The following is a 17,737-nucleotide window of genomic DNA, read 5'->3' on the forward strand; positions in this document are numbered from 1 at the left end:
AATTATTTTTGGATTGTCGAGCAAGACGCAGTGGTTGAGTGGGCTCTACTACGCTGATTTCATCAGCTTTTACAGCCCTACTCAACTGTGCGGAGGTGGGACGACGAAATCGAATTCTAACGAATTATCGATTTCTGTCCCACTCTCTTTTTACATGGACTTATGGTATACTAGGAGGAGATCATTCACTTATGAAGGAGAAAACAATGGTTTTACCAAATTTTAAAGAAAACCTCGAAAAATACGCTAAATTGTTAGTGGCGAACGGTATCAATGTGCAACCTGGGCATACCTTGGTCTTGAACATCGATGTGGAACAAAGAGAATTGGCCCACTTGATCGTGAAGGAAGCCTATGCCTTGGGGGCGCATGAAGTGATTGTCCAATGGGCAGATGATTTCACTACCCGGGAAAAATTCCTCCATGCACCGATGGATCGTTTGGACAATGTGCCAGACTACAAGATTGCGGAGATGAACTACCTCTTAGACCACAAAGCTAGTCGCTTGGGTGTGCGCTCGTCTGATCCAGGTGCCTTAAATGGTGTTGATGCAGAGAAGCTTTCTGCCTCGGCTAAGGCTTTGGGCATGGCCATGAAACCAATGCGCATCGCTACTCAATCTAACAAGGTCAGCTGGACCGTTGCTGCAGCAGCAGGTTTAGAATGGGCGAAAAAGGTCTTCCCAAATGCGGCGAGCGATGAAGAAGCAGTGGATCTCCTGTGGGATCAAATCTTCAAGACTTGCCGAGTCTACGAGGAAGATCCAGTCAAGGCTTGGGAAGAGCATGCAGCTATTCTCAAGAGCAAGGCAGATACACTGAATAAGGAACAATTCTCAGCCCTTCATTACACAGCCCCAGGGACTGATTTGACTCTTGGCTTGCCGAAAAACCACGTCTGGGAATCTGCCGGAGCCATCAATGCCCAAGGCGAAAGCTTCTTGCCAAACATGCCGACAGAAGAGGTCTTCACAGCTCCTGACTTCCGTCGCGCAGAAGGTTATGTAACGTCTACAAAACCGCTTAGCTATAACGGAAACATCATCGAAGGGATCAAAGTGACCTTTGAAAATGGAGAAATTGTGGATATCACAGCAGAAAAAGGCGATCAAGTCATGAAAGATTTGGTCTTCAAAAACAAGGGAGCGCGTGCCTTGGGTGAATGTGCCCTCGTCCCAGATCCAAGCCCAATTTCCCAATCAGGCATTACCTTCTTCAATACGCTCTTCGATGAAAATGCCTCTAACCACTTGGCCATCGGAGCAGCCTATGCAACCAGTGTAGAAGGTGGCGCAGAGTTCACAGAAGAAGAACTCGAAGCAGCCGGCCTTAACCGCTCAGACGTCCACGTCGACTTCATGATCGGCTCAAGCCAAATGGATATCGACGGTATCCGAGAAGACGGCACCCGCGTCCCAGTCTTCCGCAACGGAGATTGGGCGATATAGGGAGCAGGACAGAAATCAGTAACTCGAAGAGTTTGATTTCTACCTCGCTTTTCGATTTTAAGGCTCGGGCAAAAAAGGTCCACAGGACCTTTTTAGTCCCCCCCGCACAGTTGATGAGGAAGGGGCCTTGCTTCGCAATCCCTATCTACTACCTCAAAACAGTGTTTTGAGCCATCAACCCCTGTGCCCAAAATATAATAGAGTAAAAAGTATCCAACTGCTAAGAAGTTAGATACTTTTTTTGGTCAAAACTTGATCATCAAAGTAAAATCAGGTATGATGGATGGTATGTTCTTTTATGAATAAATAATATAATTATGACTGTCTAAGAATAAAATAGTATAGAAAGTAAGATCAATCTATGTTTAAACCAGCAAAAATCGATCGTTTGCCGAAAATGAATTTTCGATATCGTTTGTTAAAAGTAGAGAATGAATGGTATTTAATGGACGTCGATCGACCAATTATCATCACCTATTTTCTTCCATGGTTTACCTATTTTATCCCTCATAAAGGTTATCAGCTAACAGAGGATGAAGTAGAAGCAATAGCTCCGAAAGTTCTTAAAAGAGATAAGAACATACTTTCAACTCAGACTAAAGCAGGGATTTCAACACTTGGTGCTGGTTCCTTAGCAGTTTTACTAGGTAGAGCTTTTCCGATAGAGGATTATTTATATTTTACTTCCCATCTACTGAATCTAGTGCTAATGATCCTTGTTCTAATCATTGCTTTTGGAATTCGCATTTGGATCAGTATTGGGAAAAAAGAGTCGGTCATAAAGCCTTCCAAGAAAGCTAAAAAAATGTATTGTCGCCCAGTAAGATTTAGGTTACTACTAAAAAATCTTCTATTAGTAACATTGGCTTTATTTCTTTCAGCTGTATCATTTTGCTTTGTTCTGAGTACCAGTAAACCCAATCTAATTCTTCATGTGGCCTTATTTGCTTTTTCATTGGTTTTTTTATCACATGGTAATTTATTATTATATGCTTCAGGCGAGGATTATAAGGCAAAAATTAAAAAATAGGAAAAAGTGTAAATGTTAAGAAAGGATGATCTATGTTTAAACCAGCAAAAATCGAACGGTTGCCCAAAATGAACTTTCTCTATCATTTATTAAAAGTTGACGGAGAGTGGTATTTGATGGAAGTCGATCGGCCGATTATCATCACCTATTTTCTTCCGTGGTTTGTTTATTTTATCCCTCATAAAGCCTATCAGCTGACAGAGGATGAAGTAGGAGTCCTAGCTCCAAAAGTATTTGAAAGAGACAAGAAGCATCAGAGTTTAGTGAATAATAATATCGGGAGGGCATCGGTTGGTCTAGGTGTAACCTCCATGCTATTAGCAAGGGCGTTTCCAATAGAAAAATACCTCAATTTTACCTCTCACTTGCTTAATCTATCCTTGATGATGTTGATTTTAATTTTTGTAGTGGGACTTCGGATTTGGATGGGTAGAGGGGAAGGGATGCAGGAAATTGTGGCAGATAAAACACCTCGAAAAGTGTATTGCTTTCCTGAATATATAAAAAACATACTATTACCTTTAATATTTGTAACTTTTCTTATAGTCATGTTCATTGCAGTATGTTATGCAATTTTAATAAACTTTGAGCCCAATTTTATAATACATTTTGGTCTATTAATCTCATCATTTCTATTTTTATCAGCTGGGAATTTAATTTTTTATTCCCCAATCATCTCTTTCAAAGCCAAAGTCAAGTAGATCAAGTTAAGTGAAATTCAGAAGCAAGTGCAACATCCATCTGCTTTTGGATCTTAAAGGAATTTCTTAGAAAGGAGCATGTCATGAAAAACGAAAAGACAGTCGGTATTGAGCAGGTGAACAAAGTCTACTTTAAAAGTTTAGCCAATACACGTGCTTCAGCGGCTATGATGATCACTTCGTGGACAGGCGTATTTCTGTTCGCGATTGCAATCCTTTGTTTTTATTCGTATGATGTATCAAAAGGTATAAAACCATTTAGTCATTGGTTTTTTGATATCCTCGTCATCTATTGTCTTTACCATATCATTACATTTTTCTTGCCGTTAATGGGGACATTTATATATAGAAGACAAGTATTGTCAACGACCCTACTCTTATTCACCTATGCAGGGATGTTTTTATCGCTCCAAGTCATGGGCTTGCTCATCATTGTTTCTGCTCTGGCAAATAAAGAATTTGAGGTAGGTTTCCCGAAATATGGCTTCATCGTCATTCCTTTTCTTGTGATTTGTACCTTAGTGGGCTTTATTTATAATTATTTTTGGCTTAAGAAGCAGTTAAAGATTGGCTTTTCACCAACTAGAACCCTAGGAAATTATTTCGCAAAATCAAGTAGTTACAGTAGCAATGCCCTAACGATCATCTTCGTCTGCTCCATGATAGGAGCGGCCCTTACTGGCTATTATGGAGTGGTGCTAGGAGTATCCGTAAGCATACTATTCAGTTACGCTTTTACTCAGTTGCTGACAGAAGTGGGTTACCTCTTGTATTTGAAAACAAAAAGCAAGGAATACTGGGAGGATGAACCTGAAGATAATCCGACGTTGTGGGATTTACTATGGAATTGGTTGAAAGGCTTCAGCCTAAAAAAAGCTAAACTTCGCATTCCGTTAGAAATAGTATGCTATCTATTGATGTTTGTAGCACTTGATCATTTAGGATATGCTGATGCAAAGGTAAGACGACCAATCTGGTTGGTGTGGCTTGTCAGAATGATTACCCTAGGAATTGCCTTGGACTTCTTTATTAGCATGGCACGTACCATCATACGCAAGTTTTCGAATAAAAGGCAAGGCAAAAAATAACAAAAAAATACCTAACCGAGAGCTTTCTCAGTTAGGTATTTTTGTCATTTACGCCCTTTGTATCTTATTCTAATATCAAAAGTCCTTCTTTGATTTCAAATGGGTTGTTTGGGTTGATGCGGTCATAGAACATGATGCCGTTGGTGTGGTCGATTTCATGTTGAACGACAATGGAGTTGTAGCCTTTGAGTTTGATGCGTTTCTTTTCCCCATCTTTTGTGAAATACTCAACCGTCACGCGGGCATGACGAACCACATAGCCTGGGACGTTGCGGTCTACAGAGAGACAGCCTTCCCCGTCGCCAAGAGCTGCATCTTGCACAGAATGGGCGACAACCTTTGGATTGTACATGACTTCTTGAAGGCTATAGGCTTCTTTTGGTGGGTTGCCATCGGCATCTTCTGGATTGGGAACCAAAACAGCGATAATCCGTTTAGAGATATCCAACTGTGGTGCGGCAAGTCCAACTCCTCCACGGAGGCCAAGTTTTTCAGCCATAACAGGGTCTTGAGAATGGTGCAAGAATTGCATCATTTTTTCACCCAGGATAATTTCCTGATCAGACAAAGGGAAGGTTACATCTTCTGCAACAGCTCGAAGTGTTGGATTTCCTTCGCGGATAATGTCATCCATATCAATCAAATGGGACGCTCTTGTAACTTTTTCAATTGCTTTCATCGTTTTACTCTCACTTTCTTTCTACCCTCCATGATAACACAAAAGAACCTGAAATTAAAGTTTTCTGTCAGTTGTTTCCGTGTGTTTGATGGACAAGTCCCCCATTCTTTTTCGGTCTAAAATCGTATAGACCCGTCCTTCTCTTTTGATCAACCCCTCGTCAATCATCTGTTTGATCACGCGACTAAGGTGGCGGTAGCTGATCCCAAAACGCAGGGCCAGCTGATTCATCTTGGGCTTGAGGGTCCCATTTTCATCGCAATGTTCCAGAAAATGCGTAGCGAGGCGTTCCTTGACCGAATAATGAAAGTTTGCAGGAGCCAAATAGTTGATCTGGTGCAATTTCTCAGCCAAGGTCTTGGCCGTAGAGCGCAAAAAGGTTGGATCAAACAGGAGGCGCTTCTTAAAGTGCTGGGCTGGGAGCTGGACGACTAGCGAGTCTTGGTCTGCAATGACTGATGAGATACAGACCCGATCGAGCAGGAGCTCAATCTCTCCTAAGAGTCCAGGTTTTTCTTGGATTTCAAGGATGGTGTCGCTGCCATTTTCAAGACTGTGGATAATCTTGAGCCGGCCTTTGAGAAAATAAGGAATGACATCTTGCTCAGAACCTTGGCGGCAGATATAATCTCCAGCCTGATAGAGAACGAGGTCCAGCTGGCTGAGACAGTCGCCTGGAAAGATCTGGTCCAATTGGTAGTCAGTGATGATCTCCTTGAGTCTTGTAGATGGGGAAATTTTTTTCATCTCACTCTCCTAAAATAGGACAAATGTCCTGTTTTTCTATTTCTAAATTGATTATACTAGGATTCTATTGAAAATACTAGTTTGAATCTTTTTTGAAAAAACTAGTGAAATCAAAGTATTACCAGTAAAGTGTAGGAAATAAAAAAATGAAAAAAACAATGGAAAGAATCAGTCTCTTGAGCTTGTCGCTCATGCTGATCTCATCCTTTTCAATTACAGCCGGTTTGCCGGCTATGAAGGCTTATTTTAGTCACTTCGGATATTCAGCAAGTCAGGTGGAACTCTTGGTTTCCCTGCCAGCCTTTGCGGTCGTAGCCATGCTCTTTTTAAATAGCCTGATCGAGCGGTGGATGAGTGAGCGCCAGATGATTGTCGCAGGGCTTTTGCTCTTTTCAACTAGTGGCCTCTTGCCTTTGGTCGTGCAGGACTATCCTCTCATCTTTCTAAGTCGTTTGCTCTTTGGCTTGGGGACAGGAATGATCAATGCCAAGGCTATTTCAATTATCAGTGAGCGCTACTCGGGCAATGACAAGACTCGGATGCTGGGCTATCGGGGATCTGCTGAAGTGGTGGGCTCCGCCGTCTTGACCTTTATGGTGGGCCAACTCTTACCCCTAGGCTGGCCAGCGATCTTTGCCGTATATGGTGGTGGTTACTTGATTTTACTCCTCTATATCCTTTTTGTCCCGTATCCTAAGGAGCAAAAACAGGCTAGCTTGAAGGAGAAAAAGAAAGGTTCCGCACGCCTTCGCTCCCCTCAATGGCGTTTTAGTCTAATGCTAGCTGTGATTGCTGGTATCATCATTTGTTTCAATTCTATTATTAGTCTGCGCGTGCCGGATATCATTGTTGACGCTCATATGGGAACAGCGACAACAGCTGGAACCGTCTTGAGTCTGATGCAATTAACAGGGATTGTCGCAGGGGTAGGCTTTGCCAGTTTGACACATGTTTTCAAAAAGAACTTGCTCATGATCATGTGCTTTGGTTTCGGTCTGGCTTTGGCCTTGATTGGTTTGTCCAGCCAGCTGTGGAGCCTGATTCTAGGAACCCTCTTGGCCGGTTTTACCTACAGTACGGGAGTTACCAGTATCTTCTATCACCTATCTGAAAAAATCCCGACCAATCTCTTGAACCTTGCGACCTCGCTGGTCTTGATCGGCTGCAATCTCGGGTCAGCCCTCTCTTCTTTCTTCATCCAGTTGGTGACGCCACTAGCTCCCTCTAATCACCTGCTCTTTGTCTGGATTGGTGCTTTGATGGTCCTAACGGGAGTCTTCGCCTCACAATTACTAGCACGAACGAAATGATGGAGAAATCATTTCGTTTTTTTAATTCAATCTATTGCGTCCTGTCACTAGCTCGTGTTATTATAGGAGGAGTGTGAAAAAAAGATTAGTTTAAAGGATAGAATAATGAAAAAAATCATGGAGAAAGTGAGTATTCTCGCGCTTTCATTTATTTTGACGACCTCGTTTTCGATTTCGAGTGCGCAGTCGGCCATGTTTGCCTATTACAAGGGAATTCCTCACAGCATGATTGAGCTCTTGGTCTCGCTTCCTTCTGCCGGGATCATGGTTTCACTCATCTTCAATAAATGGATTGGACGCCTATTTTCAGAGCGTCAGATGATTGTGACGGGCTTAGTTGCTTACGCTCTATGTGGCTTTATTCCCTTAATCAGTCCAGCTTATCCAGTTGTCTTTTTGTCTCGGATTATTTTCGGGATGGCAGTTGGTTTGCTCAATGTTTCTGCCATTGCCATTATCAGTGAGCGCTATAAAGGAAAAGAACGCGTCCAAACTCTTGGTATTCGTGGTTCTGCAGAAGTTGTTGGGACGGCCGTTTTAACCTTTGGAGTCAGCCTTTTGATTCGCTTTGGCTGGCAGGCTGCCTTTCTCGTTTACGGCATCAGCATTCCTATCTTACTTTTGTATCTCTTATTTGTGCCATATAGTTCGAAAACAGTTGGTGTAGAGGAGAAACATCGGAATGATCAGATGACAGCTGGTCAATGGCGGACGGCACTAGGTTTAGCAGTCGTTGCGGCAGCTATCGTCTTGTCCAATGTCATGATCACCGTTCGGATTCCAAGTGTGGTAGAACAAGTTGGACATGGCACTGCCCAAACTGCGGGGGTTATTTTAGCAGCCATGCAATTTGTTGGGATCTTGGCAGGTTTGGCCTTCTCGCCCTTGACCTATCTATTCCGTGATCGTTTATTATTGGTTTCGGGAGTAGCTTATGGCTTGACCCAACTGTTGATCGGGGTTTCTACCAATCTCTGGATGCTCGCCATTGTGACCATCCTTGCAGGTTTTGCCTATAGTGTGGCTCTCACAACTGTTTATAATGTCTTATCTGATCAGATGCCAGCTGGAGTATTAAGTCAGGCAACATCCATTGCGGTGTTGGGGTGTAGTGCAGGTTCGATCGCAACGACCTTTGTCCTTAGTCTATTAGGGACGATCTCATCTGCTCCAGCCTTCATTTTTGGATTTTCTGGTATCCTCATGATCCTGATTTCCTTTTTTGGCCTTTGGATTGTGCGAAAGAGCGGGAAGTAATCATGCGGCTAGATAAATTTTTAGTGGATTGTGGCGTGGGGAGTAGGACCGAGGTCAAGCAGCTTCTCAAGCAAAAGAAAATCGCAGTGAATGGGAAAAAAGAGACAGCAGGGAAGCTACAGATTGATCCAGCCAAGGATCAGGTGACCTTTATGGGGGAAAATCTGGTCCATGAAACCTTTGTGTATTATCTGCTTCATAAACCAGCTGGAGTCATCTCAGCGACTGAGGATGACCATCACCAAACTGTCTTGGATCTATTGGATGAGACAGCCCGTCACAAGGAAGTCTTTCCTGTCGGGCGCCTAGATATCGATACCCATGGCTTGCTCCTTTTGACCAATAATGGTAAGCTCGCCCATGCCATGCTTTCACCGAAGAAGCATGTGTCGAAGGTCTACCGTGCCCAGGTGGCTGGGATCATGGATGAGGCAGATGTGGCCCGTTTTGAAGCAGGCATTGCCCTCAAAGACTTCACGACTTTGCCTGCGAGATTGCAGATCTTAGAGGTGCATGAGACAAGCGCCAGTTCCTATGTCGAAATTGAAATTGCAGAAGTCAAATTCCATCAGATCAAGCGCATGGTCGCTGCCTGTGGCAAGGAAGTAGTGGATTTAGAGCGGATCTCGATGGGTCCTCTAACGCTAGATCCCACTCTTCAATTGGGAGAATGGCGGAGACTCCATCCTTCTGAACTCAAGTCCCTAGAGGTCTTCGGAGTTCCCTTATAAGCAAAAAAACAAGCAGTCTGATTCTTACAGACTGCTTGTTTTTATTTGTATCAAGAAAATGAACTGAAAAGACAAAAAATGAATTTAATTGCTTGTTATATCAAAGCAAATTGTTTATAATGAAAAAAGATAGGTTGTGTATAAAATCACAATATGTAGTGATAATTTTTCTACTCACATACCTTATCTAGTAAACGTAGAAAAAGGAGAAAAATCGTTTATGAAAAAGTGGCTCTATTCTGTTGTGACAACAGTTGCCCTATTTTTACTAGCGGCTTTAGGATTTGCCAAACCCAATAGTCCAGCTAAAGTCCATGCAGATACGATCAATGATGTTGTGACATCTGTAAACATATCGAAATCAACTGGTGGAGCGATTACAGATCCACTCGGTGTTTGGGAGAGTTTTCAAGTTGAAGCAAACTTTGTGTTGCCGAATGGACGTGTAAAAAAGGGAGATCAGACCGTTATCCAACTTGGAGATGACTTTAAGGTCTTTGAAACGGACACCATCGACCTGCTGGATCCAAGTGGTCAAAAAGTTGCGACAGCAACGGTAGATGATCAAAGAAAAGTCATTACTGTAACCTATACGGATTATCCTGAAAGAATGGCTAATGTGACAGGGAAACTGCGTTTCTTTGCGCGTGTAGACCACCAAGTTGTCAAAGGTCAAAAGACACTTGATTTTACTCTCACGATCGATAAGAAAGTGATTTCAGGTGGGAATATCGATTACAAAGGGGTGAACCCGGGTGAAAATCCTCCTACTCCAGAAGTCTTTAGCAAATGGGGATGGACCAACTCAGACGATAAATTAAAATTGACCTATACCTTGAATATCAATCAAGGTCACACTGCCCTTCATAATATTGATATTAAAGACCAATTGGCCTTTACAGATGGAAAAATCAAAGCAGATTCTGTCAATATCCATACAGGAACTTGGCAGATCGATAACGAAGATGGTGCCTATCATCTGCGGAATACTACAAATGTAACCAAGAATTATTCCCCTGTTGTCAGTGCTGACGGTCGTTCTCTGACGGTTCATATCGGAGATCTAGCTCCAGAACAAGGTATGACTGTTCGCTATGATGTTTATTTGGACAAGGTCCCAGCCATCAATACATCCTACAAAAACAATGCGACGATGACCGCGACAGAAATCAAGGAGCAAAATAAGGTTGCAGATATTCTGTATCAATTCCTTGATGGAGACTTCAATGGTGAGAAATACTCCTTCACCATTCATAAAAAAGGTGAAAATGGTCAGGCTCTTGCAGGTGCTGTTTTTGCTGTGACAGCAGATGATACTGGTGAGCAAGTTGGAACCATTACGACAGATGAGAATGGTGTTGGCACCATTACTGGTTTGATCAAACAAGCTTATACGGTTAAAGAAATTCAAGCTCCGACAGGCTATGTGCTCTCTGAAGAACCTATCAAGATCAGCAAGGACGATTTTGGAAATGACCTCGCAATTTCTCGTGATGTCGTAAACCAAAAAGAAAAAACAAGCGTTGCTGGTCAAAAGACATGGAATGACAATGACAACCAAGATGGCAAGCGTCCATCAAAAATCACAGTCAACCTCCTAGCAAATGGTGTCAAAGTCGCTTCCAAAGAAGTGAAAGCAGATGCTGCAGGAACCTGGGCTTATCAGTTTGATAATCTCGATGTGGTCGATGATGCTGGTAATGTCATTGCTTACACTGTTTCAGAAGAACCTGTTGAAGGCTATGAAACAACTATCGAAGGAACCAATATTACCAACACTCGTACACCAGAAGTTGTTGAAATTCCAGTAACGAAGATCTGGAAAGATAATGATAATCAAGATGGTGTTCGTCCTGAAAAGGTCACTGTTCGTCTCCTTGCAGATGGTACAGAAGTAGCTAGCCAAGAGCTAAGTGCAGCGACTGATTGGAAGACAGTCTTTACCAATCTTCCAAAATACAATCACGGTAAACAAATTGTCTACACAGTCACAGAAGACACAGTAGCCAATTACTCTGCTGCGATTGATGGAACAACTATTACCAATAGCTACAAGCCAGGTAAAACCAGCGTCACTGTTACAAAACGTTGGGAAGACAACAATGACCAAGATGGCAAACGTCCAAGCGCCATTAAGGTACAGCTCTATGCAGATGGCAAAGCTCAAGGAAAAGAAGTAGAACTTTCTGCTAAAAATAACTGGACTCATACTTTTAGCAATTTGCCTCTAAAAGCGAAAGGCAAAGAGATTCAGTACCAAGTGAAAGAAGTTGGAACAGTCAAAGGCTATACTAGTACGATCGATGACAGTAACAAGGGAAATGTAGTGATCACCAATAGCCGCACACCAGAAGTAACGGAAGTAGCTGTTAAGAAGATCTGGGATGATGCAGACAATAAAGATGGTCTTCGTCCTGAAAAAATCACAGTTCGCCTCCTTGCGGATGGTCAAGAAGTGGCTGTAAAAGAAATTACAGCTACGGATAATTGGCAGGCAAGCTTTACGGATCTACCCGTATACAAGGAAGGTAAGAAGATTGCCTACACGATTACAGAGGATCCAGTAGCAGGTTATACAAGCAACATTGATGGTTTCACGGTAACCAATCGTCATACACCACCAACAACACCTCCTACCACACCACCAAGTACACCGCCAACGACTCCGCCTACAACCCCACCAACGACACCGCCAACAACTCCACCGACGACACCGCCAACAACGCCGCCAAGCACACCGGAAAAACCAGAAACTCCAACGACACCAAAAGAAGGAAAGAAAAAAATTCTTCCATCAACTGGTGAAGTTGTTGCTTACGGATTGACCATACTCGGTGCCCTCTTAGCAATTTTTGCTTTGGCTTTGCTCTTGCGTGGTAAACGGAAAGAGAAATAAGCTTCATACCGATAAAGAGGCTGGGACAAAAGTCCTAGCCTCTCAATTATTTTTGGATTGTCGAGCAAGACGCAGTGGTTGAGTGGGCTCTACTACGCTGATTTCATCAGCTTTTACAGCCCTACTCAACTGTGCGGAGGTGGGACGACGAAATCAAATTCTAACGAATTACCGATTTCTGTCCCACTCTCTTTTGAATAAGTTACTTGAAGAATGATCCATCAAACCGTCCAAATTCCCAAGGTTCTTTTTAGAAAAGAGAAAAGCTCCTCTCAAAGGAAACATAAGTGTTTGACAGAAAGATGAAATCTTGGTAGAATAAGAAGGTCGAATAGACAACTAACTCTTTCTTGGTAGCAGGATATGCCAAACCTGCCACTCGGATAGAGCATAAAGAAAAGGAGCTTATCATGGCAATCTCAAAAGAGAAAAAAAATGAAATCATTGCACAATACGCACGTCACGAAGGTGACACTGGTTCAGTAGAAGTACAAGTTGCTGTCCTTACTTGGGAAATCAACCACTTGAACGAACACATCAAACAACACAAAAAAGACCACGCTACTTACCGTGGTTTGATGAAGAAAATCGGTCGCCGTCGTAACTTGTTGGCTTACCTTCGTACAAACGACGTTAACCGTTACCGTGAGTTGATCAACTCTCTTGGACTTCGTCGTTAATCATGATGCTAAGGGCGCCAAAAATCCGTATGAAAATAGGGAAACGACACAGTGTTCGATGAACACAAGGAGTTTCATCTTTTTCACTAGGATTTTAGCCCGAGCTCAAAACAGCTCTCTGAATTCAGAGGGCTGTTCTTTTTTGCCAAGTGCTTAGGCCGTGTTCAATTGAATACAAAAAAGTTACTCTATTGTAGAGTAGCTTTTCTTTTTCACTAGAATTATAGTACAATCTTCGGTTCGTCGCCTTGTCTAGAAACGTTTTATCCAGCAAGAATGGAGCCCTCTGAATTCAGAGGGCTTTTTTGTTGTCTTTTCCTTATCGAACGAGATCCATCATTCTGAGGAAGTCGTTTTGTTTGACAGATGTAATGTATAGAGTTACAATTGATGCATCTTAAGAAATAGAGGTTATCGATATGATTGATATTACATATCTAGACGGTGCAAAACAAGAAAGAGTCATGCATTTTGATTCCTACGATGAGTTTGAACGCTCCCAACAAGCTTGCTTGATTGGGGTAGCAGATTTTTATCCTGTTGTGAAACTGACCTATAATGGGCATGAATTGGATTACCAAGGGACTTACGGAGATGTCTTCTTCTATTTGATGAAGCAAGATTTGACGCAGTACCAAAACTAAAGGAGAAAGAAAATGGCAAAAGTAATTACAGACGCAACATTTGAAGCAGAAACAAAAGAAGGCTTGGTCTTGGTAGACTTTTGGGCAACCTGGTGTGGTCCATGTCGCATGCAAGCTCCTATTTTAGAAAAATTATCGGAAGAACTTTCGGAAGATGAGTTAAAAATCCTAAAAATGGATGTGGATGAAAATCCAGAAACAGCGCGTGCTTTCGGCATTATGTCCATCCCAACCTTGCTCTTTAAAAAAGATGGGCAGGTTGTTAAACAAGTAGCAGGAGTGCATACCGCAGCACAAATTAAGGCCATTGTGGCGGAGTTGAGTTAAAAAGCAAAAAAGCTAAAGAAGAATGAACCTTCTTTAGCTTTTTTTATGCGCGATGACATTCGTTTCTATTAGAGAGCTTACCATGCTAATCCAATACTGGCTATTTCTTTTTTTGAAGCGAATTGCCCATTTGGTCTGTGCCATCTTCCACTTGCATCTCTATAATATCCACCGCCCGAAACAGTTTGATTTTGTGCTTGTTGTTGCTGCGCTTGTTGGGCAGCTTGTCTTGCCTGTTCAGCAGCTGTGGCTTGTCGAGCTTGTTCAGCTTGTTGTTCTCTGACAGTAATAGCATTTTGTACTAATCCAACACGATGAGTTAAGCGATCTTTTGTTCCTTGATCAGCTACATTTGCGATGGCAGCTTGAGCTGGAGCAATATTTTCTATTACTTGATTGTTTTCTAAGGCTTGTACGGCAGACTCAGCTTGAGCAGCAAGTTGTTTTGCTTCAGCCTCTTTTTTTTCACGCTCTTCTTTTTCTTTTCGTTCCTGTTCTTCTTTCGCCTTTTTCTCGCGTTCTTCTTTTTCTTTTCGTTCTTGTTCTTCTTTTGCCTTTCTCTCTTTTTCAGCTTTCTCTGCTTTCTCTTTCTCAGCTTTTTCTTTTACTTCTTTTTCACGTTTTGCCTCAGCCTCTTTTTTCGCACTTTCATCATTTTTAGAAGGAGTGGATGCAAAATGAGTGGCTTGAGCCTGCTCTTCTTGCTTAGTGGAAGCAATATTAGGGTTGATTAAGTATGCACCTCCGACTGCAAGAACTGAAGCAATAGCAGCGATATTTCTTTTAGCAGCGTTGGGTTTCTTTTTAGCAAAATACCAGGCAAATCCTATACCACAAAAAAATAGGATAGGAAGAATGATCTTGGGATTAAAAATCATAAAGAGGATTCCGAGACCGTAAAGAACGACTTTCCAAACTGGTTGGGCCATGATATAATCGACAAACTTTTTCATTTTTTTCTCCATATTTAGTAATGTTTTTCACAATAATCATACCACAATATAAGAGCGCTTTCAATCACTAACTGGTAACATTTTAATAAAAAAATCAGACTTAGATTAAACTAAGTCTGAAAATTGTTCTTATTCTCCCAATTCTGCACTGTAGGCAATAATTTGATCCACAGTGTCTGAAAGGAATTGGATGGTATCGCGAAGTGGTTTGTCAGTTGAGATATCTGCTCCGATGATCATGGCTGACTCAAGTGGGGTCTTGCTACCACCTGATTTGAGGAGGTCCAGCCAATCTTTAGCTCCATTTTCGGAGTTCTTCAAATGCAGGTAACCCGCTGTTGAGATAACCAAGCCTGCTGAGTAGGTGTAGCTGTAAAGCCCCATGTAGTAGTGGCTTTGGCGCATCCAGGTCAAAGCTGCATCGTCATCGATTTCAACGGCGTCTCCCCAGAATTCGGTCAAGACTTCCTTCATGATGCTGTTGAGCTTGCTAGCACCGAAGGTACCACCTTCTTCGATCAGGGTGTAGACCTTGCGTTGGAAGGCTGCTTCTAGCAAGTGGGTGATGAAGTTGTGGAAGTAGGTGTCTGTCAAACGGTGAGCTAGGGCAAAGCGTTTTTGACGAGGATCGTCAAACTGGTGTTCCAAGTAGTCGCTAAGGAGGAGCTCGTTAAAGGTAGAAGGAGCTTCCACATAGTAGGTCGACATGTGGGCGTTGAAGTAGCTTTGGTTGTTGTCTGAGAAGATGAATTGACCAGAGTGTCCGATCTCGTGGATTAGGGTGTAAACATCGCTCATTCGTCCTGTCCAGCTCATGAGGACATAAGGATGGACGCGGTAAGGATCGGCTGCATAACCACCGGAATCCTTGCCTTCATTGGCGGCAAAATCGACCCAACGTTCGGTTTGGTAGCGGGCAATTTCGCGAGAATATTCTTCGCCAAGAGGTGCCACAGATTTCATGACCAAGTCATAAGCGTCATCAATGGTGACATCTGGGTTGAGCGCACTGTCCAAGTCCAACTTCCAATCAGCAAAGGTCATTTTCTCAAGGCCGTTGACCTTGGCCACGTGTTTGAGGAATTTTTGAGCTACTGGAGCGAAGTCCTTCATGATCAGGTCAATCTGACGATCAAACATGGCACGATCCACTTCCTGTTCAGCCAAGAGATAGTCAAATACGGAATCGTAGCCTCGCATATCTGCGATTAGTTTTTCAGATTTGACTTGGGCTAGATAGGTAGCAGCAGCCGTGTTTTGGTGCTTGCGGAGACCTTCTGAGAAGGAACGAAAGGCTTTTTCACGGACTTCCGCATTCTCATGGTTTTGGTAGAAGTTTTCATAGGTGACAAAGCTATTCTTGTAAACTTTTCCATCTACTTCAAAATCAGCCATTTCAAAGTCACCTGCCCGCATCTTGGTATAGATGTCTTGCGGTCCGTAGAAGACTTCACCCAGGTTGGTCAGAGTTTTTTCTACGTCAGCTCCCAAGTAGTGAGCTTTTTTGATTTTAGCCTGACGAATGGCAAAAGTGAGGTGAGGGAGTTGACCCAGGCGTTCAAGGACTTCTTCATCCGCTTCTACCAAAGCATCATCAAAGAAGGAAAGTTCAACGCTCGCCCAAGTTTCGAAATCCATCCCTGCTTGGGCAATTTCTGCAAAAGCTTCATCCCCAAAGTCCGTCGTTTGGGGCATAAAGCTGTAGTTGCCAATGTGGCTGAGTTGGATCTGAATTTGTTCAAAGACTGTAAAGGCAGCTTCAAAGTCTTCAAAGGTGTGGAGGTTGCCTTTGTAGTTACGGACAAATTCATTGATTTCTTCACGTGTTTTTTCAATGGCACGCAAGAAGTCTTCCTGGTCTTGGTAGAGGGCTGTGAGGTCCCAGAGTTCGTTCTCAGGAAATTCAGAACGTTTTTTTAATTCCATAGTGTTCTCCTTTTGATCAAATAACTATACTAAGTATATCAGAAAAAAGGGCAGAAACATAGAGGAAGAGGGGAAAATGCTTGTGTGAAAATCTTGAAAAGAGCTGGAAAAAAGTTAAGATTAAAAAACTTAAGTTTAACCACTATATTTAGGTAAGGCATGGATTGGAATTTCGCTGATATACTTAGTACATCAGAGTATTGCATTTCATGCAATACTCAACACTAATGGCTCTAAAGAATATAAGGATTGCTTAATAATTTTTTGTGGCAATTCTTATATTCAAAATTTTAGTAAAATGTTGCTAATTAGTGATAGAGGAGGTTATTAATGGAAACAAGAGAAGAAATTGTCTCTAAATTAGAACTCATTCGTGAGAATATATTGGGATTTATTCAAGCCCGTTCACGTCAAGTTACACTTGTTAATCAAATGAGAACAGCCAAATTGATTCAACAAGATGAATATAACGAAAACACATTGTCTCATAAATCCCTCAAGCTTGCTTTTTCAATTATGGTATTTTCAAGTATTTCGATACTATTAGGGGATTTATTGTATGTCATCTTACTTGGTGCTGTGAATCGATTAATCGGTGATATTATCTTTGAAGTTTTGTTCTTATCGGGATTTTTATTTCTATTATTTCGTCGTATGAAAGGTTCAAAGGATAGCTGGATTTATCCAGCGACACTGATTATGGGAGGGATCTTACTTGTATTCCCTCTACGTTTGCTTTTGACTCCTAATCCTATAACATTAATTCTACTTGGAGTGTCAATTGTAGCCACTTATTTTATCATTCAAAATAAGCTGGAATTAATGATTGCGTTTGTGAATAAAGGTATTCGTAATAAAAATGAACAGCATTTAAGAGATTACCAAGCAGTGGTTGCAGAAAATCAACGATTAGAATTGGCCTATCAGCAAGAGGGACGTTTGATGGAAAATTTCCGGAATCAAGCTGTAGCAATTGGTCAAGGATGGTACCCTAAGGATTATTACGCACTAGATGCAGTGAATTATCTAATTCACGCGTTTAATAACTTTAAAGCAGATAACATAAAAGAAGCGATTAATTTATATGATACATATTTAGACCGAGAAGCACGTCGAGCCTTTGAGGCAGAGATGATCGAACTTGAGAAAGAGCAGATTATTAATCAAGAACGGATGATCAAGCTTCAAGAACATGCAAATATTTTAAGTGCAAGACAAATTGCAGAAACACAAGAAGCAGCTGCTGCATCACGTGCTGTAGCAAGTGAACTTGAGAATATTCGTTATGGAAGATAAGAAATCCGGGATAAATAGGTAGGG

16 protein-coding genes are annotated in these 17,737 nt (G+C 42.0%); 12 read left to right on the forward strand and 4 right to left on the reverse strand.

Annotated features, from left to right (window positions below; translation table 11 throughout):
• Positions 1-206 precede the first annotated feature (206 nt).
• The 4 genes from PCY11_RS05995 (at position 207) to PCY11_RS06010 (ending at position 4,267) form a co-directional block, all read left to right on the forward strand.
• Positions 207-1,448 carry an aminopeptidase gene (locus PCY11_RS05995; RefSeq protein ID WP_061590964.1) on the forward strand — a complete coding sequence of 414 codons (1,242 nt, stop codon included), beginning with the start codon at positions 207-209 and terminating at the stop codon, positions 1,446-1,448.
• A 361-nt stretch (positions 1,449-1,809) separates the two neighbouring features.
• The gene (locus tag PCY11_RS06000; protein WP_049523288.1) at positions 1,810-2,478 is read left to right on the forward strand and encodes a DUF443 family protein; all 669 of its coding nucleotides are present in this window, start codon (positions 1,810-1,812) and stop codon (positions 2,476-2,478) included.
• Positions 2,479-2,510: 32 nt separating this feature from the next.
• The gene (locus tag PCY11_RS06005; protein ID WP_301362576.1) at positions 2,511-3,179 is read left to right on the forward strand and encodes a DUF443 family protein; all 669 of its coding nucleotides are present in this window, start codon (positions 2,511-2,513) and stop codon (positions 3,177-3,179) included.
• Positions 3,180-3,262: 83 nt separating this feature from the next.
• Positions 3,263-4,267, forward strand: a complete 1,005-nt coding sequence (locus PCY11_RS06010) for a hypothetical protein (RefSeq protein ID WP_049523284.1) — start codon at positions 3,263-3,265, stop codon at positions 4,265-4,267.
• 64 nt (positions 4,268-4,331) lie between these two features.
• Here PCY11_RS06010 and def read toward each other — a convergent pair whose 3' ends face one another.
• A complete protein-coding gene (gene def / locus PCY11_RS06015) occupies positions 4,332-4,946 on the reverse strand; it encodes a peptide deformylase (RefSeq protein ID WP_003004253.1) in 615 nt (204 codons plus the stop codon).
• 54 nt (positions 4,947-5,000) lie between these two features.
• On the reverse strand, positions 5,001-5,693 hold the full coding sequence (locus PCY11_RS06020; protein WP_049523282.1) for a cyclic nucleotide-binding domain-containing protein: 693 nt from the start codon (positions 5,691-5,693) through the stop codon (positions 5,001-5,003).
• Between the two features lie 146 nt (positions 5,694-5,839).
• On the opposite strand from PCY11_RS06020, the gene PCY11_RS06025 reads away from it, so the two are divergent.
• From PCY11_RS06025 to trxA, 7 genes are all read left to right on the forward strand, one after another.
• Positions 5,840-7,003, forward strand: a complete 1,164-nt coding sequence (locus tag PCY11_RS06025; RefSeq protein WP_070845795.1) for an MFS transporter — start codon at positions 5,840-5,842, stop codon at positions 7,001-7,003.
• Between the two features lie 105 nt (positions 7,004-7,108).
• Positions 7,109-8,260: an MFS transporter gene (locus PCY11_RS06030; protein ID WP_070845793.1), complete on the forward strand. Its 1,152-nt coding sequence runs from the start codon at positions 7,109-7,111 to the stop codon at positions 8,258-8,260.
• Between the two features lie 2 nt (positions 8,261-8,262).
• Positions 8,263-8,991, forward strand: a complete 729-nt coding sequence (locus tag PCY11_RS06035) for a pseudouridine synthase (protein ID WP_301362577.1) — start codon at positions 8,263-8,265, stop codon at positions 8,989-8,991.
• Between the two features lie 220 nt (positions 8,992-9,211).
• Entirely contained in the window at positions 9,212-11,887 is a 2,676-nt protein-coding gene (locus PCY11_RS06040) for a Cna B-type domain-containing protein (RefSeq protein ID WP_070845790.1), read from the forward strand.
• A gap of 410 nt (positions 11,888-12,297) precedes the next feature.
• Positions 12,298-12,567 carry a 30S ribosomal protein S15 gene (rpsO, locus tag PCY11_RS06045; protein WP_003004251.1) on the forward strand — a complete coding sequence of 90 codons (270 nt, stop codon included), beginning with the start codon at positions 12,298-12,300 and terminating at the stop codon, positions 12,565-12,567.
• 419 nt (positions 12,568-12,986) lie between these two features.
• Positions 12,987-13,211, forward strand: a complete 225-nt coding sequence (locus PCY11_RS06050) for a DUF4649 family protein (RefSeq protein ID WP_024054957.1) — start codon at positions 12,987-12,989, stop codon at positions 13,209-13,211.
• Between the two features lie 12 nt (positions 13,212-13,223).
• Positions 13,224-13,538, forward strand: a complete 315-nt coding sequence (gene trxA, locus PCY11_RS06055; protein ID WP_070845789.1) for a thioredoxin — start codon at positions 13,224-13,226, stop codon at positions 13,536-13,538.
• Positions 13,539-13,615: 77 nt separating this feature from the next.
• Here trxA and PCY11_RS06060 read toward each other — a convergent pair whose 3' ends face one another.
• On the reverse strand, positions 13,616-14,491 hold the full coding sequence (locus PCY11_RS06060; RefSeq protein ID WP_070845788.1) for a calcium-binding protein: 876 nt from the start codon (positions 14,489-14,491) through the stop codon (positions 13,616-13,618).
• A 129-nt stretch (positions 14,492-14,620) separates the two neighbouring features.
• Positions 14,621-16,417 (reverse strand): oligoendopeptidase F, encoded by a 1,797-nt coding sequence (pepF, locus tag PCY11_RS06065; protein WP_070845787.1) that lies wholly within the window; start codon positions 16,415-16,417, stop codon positions 14,621-14,623.
• Between the two features lie 330 nt (positions 16,418-16,747).
• On the opposite strand from pepF, the gene PCY11_RS06070 reads away from it, so the two are divergent.
• Positions 16,748-17,713, forward strand: coding sequence for a hypothetical protein (locus tag PCY11_RS06070; protein WP_024054789.1), 966 nt, complete (start codon positions 16,748-16,750; stop codon positions 17,711-17,713).
• Positions 17,714-17,737: the final 24 nt, after the last annotated feature.

Origin of the sequence: Streptococcus sp. SP8, assembly GCF_030440045.1 — a bacterium.
GTDB classification, from domain to species: domain Bacteria; phylum Bacillota; class Bacilli; order Lactobacillales; family Streptococcaceae; genus Streptococcus; species Streptococcus parasanguinis_I.

Bases quoted from the DNA above. Each gene is read 5' to 3' on its own strand.
- PCY11_RS05995 (WP_061590964.1), top strand. From the start codon at position 207: ATGGTTTTACCAAATTTTAAAGAAAACCTCGAAAAATACGCTAAATTG.
- PCY11_RS06000 (WP_049523288.1), top strand. From the start codon at position 1,810: ATGTTTAAACCAGCAAAAATCGATCGTTTGCCGAAAATGAATTTTCGA.
- PCY11_RS06005 (WP_301362576.1), top strand. From the start codon at position 2,511: ATGTTTAAACCAGCAAAAATCGAACGGTTGCCCAAAATGAACTTTCTC.
- PCY11_RS06010 (WP_049523284.1), top strand. From the start codon at position 3,263: ATGAAAAACGAAAAGACAGTCGGTATTGAGCAGGTGAACAAAGTCTAC.
- def (WP_003004253.1), bottom strand. From the start codon at position 4,946: ATGAAAGCAATTGAAAAAGTTACAAGAGCGTCCCATTTGATTGATATG.
- PCY11_RS06020 (WP_049523282.1), bottom strand. From the start codon at position 5,693: ATGAAAAAAATTTCCCCATCTACAAGACTCAAGGAGATCATCACTGAC.
- PCY11_RS06025 (WP_070845795.1), top strand. From the start codon at position 5,840: ATGAAAAAAACAATGGAAAGAATCAGTCTCTTGAGCTTGTCGCTCATG.
- PCY11_RS06030 (WP_070845793.1), top strand. From the start codon at position 7,109: ATGAAAAAAATCATGGAGAAAGTGAGTATTCTCGCGCTTTCATTTATT.
- PCY11_RS06035 (WP_301362577.1), top strand. From the start codon at position 8,263: ATGCGGCTAGATAAATTTTTAGTGGATTGTGGCGTGGGGAGTAGGACC.
- PCY11_RS06040 (WP_070845790.1), top strand. From the start codon at position 9,212: ATGAAAAAGTGGCTCTATTCTGTTGTGACAACAGTTGCCCTATTTTTA.
- rpsO (WP_003004251.1), top strand. From the start codon at position 12,298: ATGGCAATCTCAAAAGAGAAAAAAAATGAAATCATTGCACAATACGCA.
- PCY11_RS06050 (WP_024054957.1), top strand. From the start codon at position 12,987: ATGATTGATATTACATATCTAGACGGTGCAAAACAAGAAAGAGTCATG.
- trxA (WP_070845789.1), top strand. From the start codon at position 13,224: ATGGCAAAAGTAATTACAGACGCAACATTTGAAGCAGAAACAAAAGAA.
- PCY11_RS06060 (WP_070845788.1), bottom strand. From the start codon at position 14,491: ATGAAAAAGTTTGTCGATTATATCATGGCCCAACCAGTTTGGAAAGTC.
- pepF (WP_070845787.1), bottom strand. From the start codon at position 16,417: ATGGAATTAAAAAAACGTTCTGAATTTCCTGAGAACGAACTCTGGGAC.
- PCY11_RS06070 (WP_024054789.1), top strand. From the start codon at position 16,748: ATGGAAACAAGAGAAGAAATTGTCTCTAAATTAGAACTCATTCGTGAG.